11 protein-coding genes are annotated in these 10,784 nt (G+C 57.5%); 7 read left to right on the top strand and 4 right to left on the bottom strand.

What is annotated here, in order from left to right; translation table 11 throughout:
• Nucleotides 1-29: 29 nt before the first annotated feature.
• Entirely contained in the window at nt 30-1,229 is a 1,200-nt protein-coding gene (gene tyrS / locus RT21_RS21305) for a tyrosine--tRNA ligase (protein ID WP_046164306.1), read from the bottom strand.
• 183 nt (nt 1,230-1,412) lie between these two features.
• Here tyrS and RT21_RS21300 point away from each other — a divergent pair, with 183 nt between their 5' ends.
• Both RT21_RS21300 and RT21_RS21295 read left to right on the top strand, forming a co-directional pair.
• The gene (locus RT21_RS21300) at nt 1,413-2,801 is read left to right on the top strand and encodes a peptidoglycan DD-metalloendopeptidase family protein (RefSeq protein WP_046164305.1); all 1,389 of its coding nucleotides are present in this window, start codon (nt 1,413-1,415) and stop codon (nt 2,799-2,801) included.
• Nucleotides 2,802-3,893 carry an anhydro-N-acetylmuramic acid kinase gene (locus RT21_RS21295; RefSeq protein WP_046164304.1) on the top strand — a complete coding sequence of 364 codons (1,092 nt, stop codon included), beginning with the start codon at nt 2,802-2,804 and terminating at the stop codon, nt 3,891-3,893.
• Nucleotides 3,894-3,990: 97 nt separating this feature from the next.
• Here the strand turns inward: RT21_RS21295 and erpA are convergent, their stop codons facing one another.
• On the bottom strand, nt 3,991-4,341 hold the full coding sequence (gene erpA / locus RT21_RS21290; protein ID WP_046164303.1) for an iron-sulfur cluster insertion protein ErpA: 351 nt from the start codon (nt 4,339-4,341) through the stop codon (nt 3,991-3,993).
• Nucleotides 4,342-4,475: 134 nt separating this feature from the next.
• Nucleotides 4,476-5,510, bottom strand: a complete 1,035-nt coding sequence (argC, locus tag RT21_RS21285; protein WP_046164302.1) for an N-acetyl-gamma-glutamyl-phosphate reductase — start codon at nt 5,508-5,510, stop codon at nt 4,476-4,478.
• A gap of 134 nt (nt 5,511-5,644) precedes the next feature.
• Here argC and hemJ point away from each other — a divergent pair, with 134 nt between their 5' ends.
• The 3 genes from hemJ (at nt 5,645) to RT21_RS21270 (ending at nt 8,097) form a co-directional block, all read left to right on the top strand.
• On the top strand, nt 5,645-6,070 hold the full coding sequence (gene hemJ, locus RT21_RS21280) for a protoporphyrinogen oxidase HemJ (protein WP_045430635.1): 426 nt from the start codon (nt 5,645-5,647) through the stop codon (nt 6,068-6,070).
• Between the two features lie 21 nt (nt 6,071-6,091).
• Nucleotides 6,092-7,066, top strand: a complete 975-nt coding sequence (locus tag RT21_RS21275) for an NAD(P)H-dependent flavin oxidoreductase (protein ID WP_046164301.1) — start codon at nt 6,092-6,094, stop codon at nt 7,064-7,066.
• 107 nt (nt 7,067-7,173) lie between these two features.
• On the top strand, nt 7,174-8,097 hold the full coding sequence (locus RT21_RS21270; protein WP_046164300.1) for a DUF805 domain-containing protein: 924 nt from the start codon (nt 7,174-7,176) through the stop codon (nt 8,095-8,097).
• 31 nt (nt 8,098-8,128) lie between these two features.
• Here RT21_RS21270 and RT21_RS21265 read toward each other — a convergent pair whose 3' ends face one another.
• Nucleotides 8,129-9,604 (bottom strand): AAA family ATPase, encoded by a 1,476-nt coding sequence (locus RT21_RS21265; RefSeq protein WP_046164299.1) that lies wholly within the window; start codon nt 9,602-9,604, stop codon nt 8,129-8,131.
• Between the two features lie 77 nt (nt 9,605-9,681).
• Between RT21_RS21265 and RT21_RS21260 the strand changes: the two genes are divergently transcribed.
• Together RT21_RS21260 and coq7 are read left to right on the top strand one after the other, a co-directional pair.
• On the top strand, nt 9,682-10,023 hold the full coding sequence (locus RT21_RS21260) for a histidine triad nucleotide-binding protein (RefSeq protein WP_046164298.1): 342 nt from the start codon (nt 9,682-9,684) through the stop codon (nt 10,021-10,023).
• Between the two features lie 62 nt (nt 10,024-10,085).
• Complete coding sequence (gene coq7, locus RT21_RS21255) at nt 10,086-10,733, top strand: 2-polyprenyl-3-methyl-6-methoxy-1,4-benzoquinone monooxygenase (protein WP_045430649.1); 648 nt, start codon at nt 10,086-10,088, stop codon at nt 10,731-10,733.
• Nucleotides 10,734-10,784 lie beyond the last annotated feature (51 nt).

Raw genomic sequence — 10,784 nt, 5'->3', positions numbered from 1 at the left:
GCACTCAGAAACTCACGTCAACCGTTGTTTTATTCCGACTTAAGCGAAACACGACCGAAAGCTTTTTTCCCTGCTTGGCAGACGTGAACGGAACCAACGCGGAAGAGAAACGCCCGATCGACAACCTGCCCATCAACCCGCACCCCACCCGAAGCCAACAGATCACGAGCCACGGCTGCATTCTTGACTAGCCCTGCCCGGTTCAACACCGAGGCGATTGGCATATCCTCTATAGAACACAGGTCGATCTCAGGAATATCTTCCGGTAATTCACCCTCTTTCATTCTGTTGCCAGCAGAGCGATGAGCTGTCGCGGCGGCCTCCTCGCCATGAAAGCGAGCAACAATCTCTTCCGCCAGCTTGATTTTGATGTCGCGAGGATTCGCGCCGCGCGAAACATCGACCCGATACTCGTCGATTTCCGCCAGGTCTCGGAAGCTCAACAACTCGAAATACCGCCACATGAGCGCATCCGGAATCGACACCAACTTGCTATACATGACGCCCGGCGCTTCCTGGATCCCGACATAGTTACCCAACGATTTGGACATTTTCTTCACGCCATCCAGACCCTCTAGAAGCGGCATGGTGACGATGCATTGAGACTCCTGCCCATAAGAGCGCTGCAGCTCGCGCCCCATTAACAGATTGAACTTCTGATCCGTCCCACCCAGCTCTACATCCGCCCGCAACGCAACGGAGTCGTAACCCTGGACCAATGGATAAAGGAACTCGTGGATAGCAATAGGCTGGTTGGTCGAGTAGCGCTTACTGAAATCGTCTCTTTCCAACATACGAGCCACGGTGTACTGCGATGCCAAACGAATAAAGTCGGACGGAGTCAAACCATCCATCCAAGAGGAATTGAAGGCCACCTCGGTCTTGGCAGGATCAAGAATTTTGAACACCTGACTTTTATAGGTTTCCGCATTCTCCAGCACCTGATCCCGCGTCAAAGGAGGCCGCGTTGCGCTCTTGCCGCTTGGGTCGCCGATCATCCCGGTGAAATCCCCTATAAGGAAGACCACCTGGTGCCCGAGATCCTGAAACTGGCGCAGCTTATTTATAAGCACGGTATGGCCGAGATGCAGATCCGGCGCAGTTGGATCGAAGCCGGCCTTGATTCGAAGCGGCAGGCCGCGCTCCAGCTTGTTAACCAGTTCTGCCTCGACGAGCACTTCGTCAGCGCCCCGCTTGATCACCGACAACTGCTCTTGAACCGACTTCATTGGAGGCCCCACGCCAGGAAATAAGGCGGTAAACCTTACAAGAACCCCCGGAAAATTCAACGTCGTCGAACGCGAACCAGCCCGCGGCCGGTAGATTCAAGGGTTGCCTCGACAGCACTTTGCTTATATTTTAGGCAAATATTTTCTCTGTACAAAATATCGCCAGACATTCCAGACTTTCTAATGACCTATTCAAAATCGAAAGCCCCCCTCTACCCGAAGAGCCATCTCCTGGCTGCAAGCGGTATAGCTGCGCTTCTGAGCCTGGCACTTCTTGTATTCCCATCCCGCGAAGTTGAAGCCAAGAAAACCTTTCTCGATCTGCGTCTCGATACCGCCGCGGAACTTGAGACCGCAAGCGAAGAACCTCTTGTTAGCCTTTCGGTTGAGTCCCCCTTCACTCGGACCGAAACCCCTGGCGAACCTGACCTTCAGTCGTTGCAGCAGAAAGACGCCGAAGCGGCTACACCTCTGTCGAAAGAAGTGGTCGTGGCGAACGGGGATACGCTGTCGACGGTATTTGCAAAGGTTGGTCTTCCTCAAGCAACAGTTCACGACGTCTTGGCCAGCAGCAAAGAGGCAAAGCAATTTGCTCGCCTGAAGGTTGGCCAGCGCCTAGAGTTTGAACTGGATGACCAAGGCAACTTAGCCCAGCTACGCAGCCAGTTGAACAAGCTGGAAAGCGTGCAACTGGAGCGATCTGGCACCAGCTACGTATTCAAGAAGGAACAGCTCAAGCCGGACGTGAGTACTGCTTACGCCTATGGCCGCATAGAGAGCAGCTTGTTCCTAGCTGCGAAGCGCGCAGGACTCAGTCACAACTTGACGATGGATCTGGCCAACGTGTTCGGATACGACATCGATTTCGCCATGGACATACGTAAAGGCGATTCATTCGAGGTGATATACGAGCAAAAAACTGTTGCCGGCGACCGGGTAGGAACAGGCAACATTCTCGCGGCCCGCTTCACCAATCGCGGCAAGAGCTATACAGCTGTCCGCTACACCAACAAGCAGGGCAATAGCAGCTATTACACCGCTGACGGCCAAAGCATGCGCAAGGCTTTCATTCGCACGCCTGTGGACTTCGCGCGCATCAGCTCACGCTTCTCCAACGGTCGCAAACACCCCATCCTGAACAAGATCCGCGCGCACAAAGGTGTGGACTACGCCGCAGCCCGCGGCACGCCCATCAAGAGTGCCGGAGACGGCAAAGTGCTTCTCGCGGGCCGTAAAGGAGGGTATGGCAACACCGTGGTCATTCAACACGGTAATCGTTACCGCACGCTTTATGCCCACATGCAGGGATTTGCCAAAGGCGTACGCAACGGTTCCTCGGTCAAACAGGGCCAAATCATCGGCTATATCGGTACGACCGGCCTGTCGACCGGCCCGCACCTGCATTATGAATTCCAGGTCGATGGCGTGCATGTCGATCCGCTGGGCCTAAAATTGCCAATGGCAGACCCCATTGCGAAGAACGAAAAACAGCGCTTCCTGAAGCTCAGCGATCCTCTGATTGCGCGCATGGATGACGAGCGCGCAACCATGCTGGCAATGAAGAGCGAGTAGATGTCGTTCTACATCGGGGTCATGTCAGGTACCAGTCTGGATGGCCTTGACTTCGCTCTGATTGAGCAGGGTCAGCGAACGACCCTGCTGGAGACACATTACGTGCCTATGCCTGGGCAGCTCAAACAGGATCTGCTCGATCTGTGTACGTCCGCTTCTGACGAGCTAGCTCGGGCAGCCATTGCTGAACAGGCTTGGGCCGAACTCGCAAGTGCCGGGGTACACCAACTGCTACACAAAGCGCAGTTCGCCCCCTCAGCCATCCGTGCGATCGGTAGCCATGGGCAGACCGTGCGGCACGAGCCGCAACGCGGCTTCTCTATCCAGATCGGACACCCTTCTCTACTCGCAGAACTAACCGGCATCAGCGTTGTGACTGATTTTCGTCGGCGTGACATTGCAGCCGGTGGCCAGGGCGCACCGTTGGTACCCGCCTTCCACGAAACCATGTTCAGCGACGCAAAACGGATCAGAGCGGTGCTCAATATTGGCGGGTTCAGCAACGTCAGCTTGCTACAGTCTGGCACGCCGACACGCGGTTTCGACTGCGGCCCAGGCAACGTGCTGCTCGACGCTTGGATACATCGCCACCAGGGGCAACCCTATGATCGCGACGGAAACTGGGCATCCAGCGGCCATGTCAATCACCAGTTGCTGACGCTACTGTTAAGTGACAGGTTCTTCTCTACTCATGGCCCAAAGAGCACCGGGCGGGAACTATTCAACCTGCCATGGCTGGACACCCACCTCGCATCTTTCCCCGACCTCGCTCCTGAAGATGTCCAGGCTACGCTGCTCGAACTGACTGCCCGCAGCATCAGCGAATCGCTCATCGTGGCCCAACCTGACGCAGAGGATGTGCTGGTCTGCGGCGGCGGTGCACACAACACGGCTCTGATGCAAAGACTGCGAGCATTGCTGCCAGCATGCGAGCTGGCGAGCACCACGAGCTACGGGGTAGAACCTGACTGGCTAGAAGCCATGGCATTCGCCTGGTTAGCGCATTGCTGCATAGAGGGTATCGCCGCCAACCGTCCAAGCGTGACAGGCGCTCGCGGGCTTCGAATCCTTGGCGCCATCTACCCTGCATGAGCTGTTCGCGTCGCACGGTCTTACCAGTCCGCCACCATCCTGGCTCAGAAACAAAAACACCGTGCCAAGGCACGGTGTCTCTTTGCTGCAAGAGAACTTAGATCGAGAATGACTGGCCGCAACCGCAGGTTGTCGTAGCGTTCGGGTTTTTGATGATGAAGCGTGAACCCTCCAGGCCTTCCTGATAGTCGACTTCAGCACCAGCCAAGTACTGGTAGCTCATCGGATCCACCACCAAGCTCACACCCTCACGTTCAATGATGGTGTCGTCTTCCGCGAGCTCCTCATCGAACGTAAAACCATACTGAAAACCAGAGCAACCGCCGCCGGTGACGAAGACACGCAGCTTCAGCCGCGAATTGCCCTCTTCATCGACCAGACTCTTCACCTTGCTCGCGGCGCCCTGACTGAACTGGATCGCGGTGGGCGTGAAGGATTCGACACTCATTTGGTTCTCCTAGCGCGTGAACGCACGTTACTGCTTGACGCCGCATTATCGGCTTGTCCTACAAAATTGGTCAACTATTCATCGATCACGGACCGATACGATGCTGATCTCAAGCGATTTCACTGACAGCCAGTTCAGGGCAGCAAAGCCGCATTACCTAGGCCGAGCCGCTCATCCAGCCCGAAGATAATGTTCATGTTCTGCAGCGCCTGACCGGACGCGCCTTTAACAAGGTTATCGATGACCGACAGCACGACCACCAGATCTCCATCTTGAGGGCGATGGATTGCGATACGGCATACATTGGCACCGCGAACACTGCGCGTCTCTGGATGACTGCCTGCAGGCATCACATCGACAAACGGCTCGCTAGCGTAACGTTGTTCGTAAAGCGCTTGCAGATCCACCGAGGTGTCGGCAACCGTCGCGTACAAAGTGGCATGAATTCCGCGGATCATCGGCGTCAAATGAGGAACGAAGGTCAACCCCACATTACCCCCGGCGGCACGTCGCAGCCCTTGGGTGATCTCTGGCAGATGACGGTGACCTTTGACGGCGTAGGCCATCATGCTTTCGCCCGCCTCAGTGAACAACGAGCCGATCTTCGCTGCTCTTCCGGCGCCGCTGACGCCCGACTTACAGTCGGCTATTAGCCGAGACGTATCGGCCAGGCCACGCTCCAGCAACGGCAGGTAGCCGAGCTGGGTTGCCGTGGGATAGCAACCGGGCACAGCAATCAGGCGCGCCCCCTTGATCTGTTCACGGTTCACTTCCGGCAGCCCGTAAACCGCTTCGGGCAGCAGGGCAGGCGCCCCATGTGGCTGGCCATACCACTTGGCCCACTCATCCGCATCTTGCAGGCGGAAGTCCGCGGAGAGGTCGATAACCCGAGTACCGGCATCCAATAGCTCCCCCGCTAGGGCATGGGCCACGCCATGGGGAGTGGCGAAGAAGACCACATCGCAGGCGCCTAGCGTTGCGGTGTCGGGCACACTGAAGGCCAGCTCGTCGTAATGGCCTCGGAGATTCGGATACATATCCGTCACCTTGACCCCGTTTTCGGAGCGGGAGGTGATCACAGCCACTTCCGCCTGGGGGTGCTGGGCTAGCAGACGCAGCAACTCGACCCCGGTGTAGCCTGTGCCGCCAACGATTCCGACCTTGACCATGAGCTGCCTCTCGCAGTGGAACGATAAAGAACGCTGATGATAAAGGCGCCTGCGCTCAGGGCCAACCACCGAGATGACGCGCGGGCCCTCAAGCCACTACTATCGAGCTGACTCTGAACCGAAGGAACTTCCGAATGCTCTATCTCTGGCTGAAAGCCCTGCACATCGTTGCAATCGTCTGCTGGTTCGCGGGGCTGTTCTATCTGCCGAGATTGTTCGTTTATCACGCCATGAGCGAGGACGCGATCAGTCGAGAGCGGTTCCAGGTCATGGAACGCAAACTCTATCGCGGCATTATGATTCCCTCGATGGTCGCCACGCTGGCTTTTGGCATAGGCATGATTGCGCTTAATCCTGCGCTATTCAGCGGAGGGTGGCTACACGCCAAGCTCGCACTGGTTGTCCTGCTGATCGGCTATCACCATATGTGTGGCGCTCAGCTAAAACGATTCGCACGCGACGAAAACACTCGCAGCCATGTGTTCTACCGCTGGTTCAATGAGTTTCCGGTATTGCTGCTACTGGCTATCGTCATTCTGGTCGTCATCAAACCATTCTGAAACCGACCCAAGGAATCTGCCATGTCATTGCCAGCACTCCTCGAAGAGCGCCTTCGCCTGCCATTGGTTGCCGCTCCCATGTTCCTGGTATCAAACCCTGCACTGGTAGCAGCATGTTGCTCCAGCGGTGTGGTCGGCAGCTTTCCTGCACTGAATCAGCGAGAAAGCAGCGGTTTCCGTGATTGGCTACAGGAGATAGACCAGCACCTGTCGGGTGCCCATAAACCTGCGCCGTATGCGGTCAATCTGATCGTGCATCACAGCAATCCTCGGCTCCAGGCTGATCTTTCAATATGCGTGGAGCAGCGGGTGCCGATTGTCATTACCAGTCTCGGCGCCGTGAAAGAAGTGGTGGACGCCGTTCACAGCTACGGCGGGCTGGTTTTTCATGATGTCACCACGCGGCGCCATGCTGAGAAAGCTGCTGATGCTGGGGTTGATGGTCTGATAGCGGTGGCAGCAGGCGCAGGCGGGCACGCCGGCACTTGGAGCCCCTTTGCCTTGGTGGCAGAAATTCGCCAGTTCTTCGACAAAACACTGCTGCTCTCCGGCTGCCTCAACCATGGCCACGAGATACTCGCGGCGCAGCTCCTCGGCGCGGACCTGGCCTATATGGGGACGCGCTTCATTGCCACCCGCGAAAGCCAGGCTTCGGATGAATACAAGCAGATGCTTCTGCAGGCACATGCTGCGGACATCATTCACACCGCAGCGGTTTCAGGCGTACCTGCAAGCTTCCTGCGTCAAAGCCTGCAGCAAGCCGGCTACGACGAGGAGCGCCTGAAAAACAAAGGCGAAATGAATTATGCAGAAAAGCTCAAGCCTGTCAGCGATGAGGCCAAAGCATGGAAAACCGTGTGGTCGGCGGGCCAGGGCGTGGGGGAAATACGAGACCTGCCGACCAGTGAAGAACTGATTGCCCGTCTGGATCGGGAATACCGTGCCGCCCACGATCACGCAGCGCAGCTGTCGCATCGCTGGCTGCACCAACCGTGACGCATCTCTCAATTGCCACAAGCCTCGTGCAACTCTGATTGGCGCCGCTTGTTGGCCGTTCACCCGCCATTTAGGCTTGCGCGAAAAACCGGCAACAGGGACGCTGGATGAGCACTGATCAATTCCGAATCGTTTTCGACGGTGAACTTGTACCGGGTGTATCGCCCGATACGGCCAAGAGCAACCTGACCCGACTCTTTAAAAGCGACGCCGACAAAGTCGAGCGCCTGTTTGGTCGTGGCTCAGTACATATCAAGCGTAACCTGAGCGCTCCGGAAGCTGACCGATACGTGCAAGCGCTGCAGCGTGCCGGCATCCAGGCACGCAAGGAACCCGAAGCAGCAAAAGGTCTGACGCTCACAATCGCTGACTATGCGCCGGCATCTTCGAGCGAGGTCCCTATCGCCAGTGAGCAGATGGACTGCCCCAAATGCGGCCACACTCAGCCAGCCGCTATCGAATGCCACAGCTGCGGCATCGTTATCCAGAAGTACCTGGCACGCCAGGCACAGCTGGGCGAAACGCCAGCGCAACGTAACAGCGCTGCGCATCCGTACGCTCCGCCCCGCGCTGAAGTGGGCACCCCGGCTGCGGAGTACGGCGAGCTAAAAGTATTTACAACACAAGGCAGAATTGGCCGGTTGCGCTATCTGGCCTGGACAATGGCGCTAACGGCTGCGGCGCTGGGCCTAATGTTAGTAGCAGGCATGATGTCCGCCGCCTCAGTCGTGCTCGGTGTGATTCTTACCGGCGTATTCGGCATCAGCTTCCTGCTCGTAAGTATTCAGATTGGCGTGCAGCGTTTGCATGACCTGGGTTGGTCCGGCTGGCTTATGTTGCTCTATCTGGTGCCGATCATTGGCACCGTCTTGCCACTGGTGGTATTGCTGATGCCCGGCAACCCTGGTGTGAATCGCTTCGGCCCGCCACAACCACCGAATAGCCGGGCGGTAAAAATTCTCGCGGCGCTCTGGCTGCTTGTGCCTGTGATCGGCGTCCTGGCCGCCATCGTCTTGCCAACCTACCAGTAAGCTGTAGCGCTCATTGGGAGCAGCACGCCAGTCAGGCCAGCACGGCTCGCCCCGAAGCCCAACCACGAAGCTCGTCCAGCTTTTCGGCCATCACCACCGAAAGCGGTGCGGTCGCCCGGACGCAGTGCAGAAGCATGTCCTGATCCGGTTCGCGAGATTGGGCCTGACCAGCATAGACGGCCGATACCACCACCTGTTCGATCTCCGCACCGGAGAAACCATCACAGGCCACCGCAAGTGCTTCCAGATTGAACTGATCGGCTTTCAATTCACGCCGTGCCAGATGAATTTGAAAGATCTCAGCCCGCGTTGATGCATCGGGCAGGTCGACGAAGAACAGCTCGTCAAAGCGGCCTTTGCGCAGCAGTTCTGGCGGAAGCCGATCCACCGCATTGGCAGTCGCAACCATAAACACCGGCGCTTCACGCTCAGCCATCCAGGTCAGCAGGGTGCCTAGGACTCGCTGACTGACGCCGCCATCCATCTCGCCCGTCGCGAGCCCCTTCTCCAACTCGTCCATCCATAACACGCAAGGCGCCATCTGTTCGGCCAGTTTTAGCGCCTCACGCAGATTGCGCTCGGTTTCACCGAAGAACTTGTTGTACAGGCAAGCAAAATCCAGGCGCAGCAGTGGCAATCCCCAAAGCCCAGCGACCGCCTTGGCTGCCATGCTCTTACCACCACCCTGCACGCCGACAAGCATCACCCCGCGCGGCCTATCCGATCCGCTGCCTGCCACAAAGGCAGCCTGACGTTGCACCAGCCATCGCTTAAGGTTCTGCAGTCCTCCAACATCAGCAAAACGCTCTGTTTCGTATTCGAAGCCGAGCACGCCTTCCATGTCCAACAACTCAAATTTCTTGCGATTGAGCTCCGGCAGATCTTCCTGTGTGATCGCCCCGTCGTCGCAGATCAGGCTGTGCGCCAAGCTGCGAGCTTCGGCATGACTGAGCCCACGCAAATTCTTTACGACCTGCTGCAGAGTGCGATTGTCGGTACGTACGCGGGCGCCGCGATTACGCTCGCTCCAGACGGTCGCTTCATCCCGAACGATGCTCAGCAGCTCCTCCTCGGACGGCAGGGTGAGACTGAATCGAGCCGCGTAGCGCTGAACCTCCGGAGGTAACTTGAGGGCATGGGAAACCAGCACAAGCGTGGGCGCAGAAGGCCCTTGCGCCATCGCGATTTCCTTCAACAAACGCACCGAACGTGGCTCATCGAGAAACGGATGTAGATCGCAGAACACATACAGATTGCCAAGGGGATCGTGCTTGACCCGTCTCAATGCAACCTCAGCTGAACAGCTTTCGCCGGCATCCAGCGCCTCGCCACCGAACGCGAGATGCCGCAAGCCTTCCGTCACGGACCAAACATGCAGCGTCATACCCCGGTTCACAGCCAATCCGCTCAGGGTTTCGAGCACCCGACGCTCGTCCCAGGACTCGATCAGCACCAATCGCAGCCTTGATTCGAGCACCAGAGCCAAGTCGTGGATATCATTCTTCATTCGCTATGCTCCGTGCCAGCTGACCAGTCCGAAAATCGCCTGTTACACTGCTTTCTGATCAATTCTGGAGAAACGCCGTGGATTGTCTATTTTGCAAGATCGTGGCCGGGGCTATCCCTGCGCAGAAGATCTATGAAGACGAACAGGTTATCGCCTTCAATGACATCGCGCCCCAGGCGCCGGTACATTTCCTGGTAATTCCGAAAAAACATATCGCGACCCTGCATGATCTAAGCGAAGACGACGACAAGATCCTTGCTGGGCATATTCTTTTTACCGCGCAGCGTCTCGCTCAAGAGCAGGGCTGCCAGGAAGGCTTTCGGGTTGTCATGAACTGCAACGACCTTGGCGGTCAGACGGTCCATCACATACATATGCATGTGCTCGGCCAGCGTCAGATGCATTGGCCCCCCGGCTGAACACTCGCTATCCAAACGCACCACCCACTGTCCACGCCTGCTCCGAATCATCTGGAGGCGACATGCCCAACCAACGCCAATACTCACCTGCCGACCGTCTGCTGCTGCAGGCCGATGCCGCGTTACGGACGCTGCTGCCGTTCAGCGGCCAACCTCAGCGACCGACTCCCGCCGTATTAAAGAACGAGGCCGAGCTGAGCGACAGCCAAGCGCGTCACGTTGCCGGCCTGATGCGCATCAATCACACCGGTGAGGTCTGCGCGCAGGCCCTATATCAGGGGCAGGCACTGACGGCACGGTTGCCGAGAGTACGGGAGGCGATGGAGCGAGCTGCAGCTGAAGAAATCGACCACCTGGCCTGGTGTGAACAGCGCATTCACCAGCTGGGCAGTCACACCAGTGTTCTGAATCCGCTTTTTTACGGATTGTCGTTCGGCATCGGTGCATCCGCTGGCCTGATCAGCGACCGGATCAGCCTGGGCTTCGTCGCCGCCACCGAGGATCAAGTCTGCAAACATCTGGATGAGCATCTCGAGCAGATTCCACAAGACGACGAGAAGTCCCGGGCAATACTCGAACAGATGCGCACGGACGAAGCGCAGCACTCGACTGCCGCTCTGGATGCCGGGGGCTTGCGCTTCCCAGCGCCAGTGAAGTTCGGCATGAGCCTGATGGCTAAGGTGATGACTAAAACCACCTACCGGATCTGACCCGATCCTAACGAAGAGGGCGCCTACATGGCGCCCTTCTTCTTTCAGAAG

The sequence above is a fragment of the Pseudomonas sp. 10B238 genome (genome assembly GCF_000970615.1).
In the GTDB taxonomy this organism is placed as follows: Bacteria; Pseudomonadota; Gammaproteobacteria; order Pseudomonadales; family Pseudomonadaceae; genus Stutzerimonas.
This window is presented reverse-complemented; position numbering and strand designations above follow the sequence as displayed.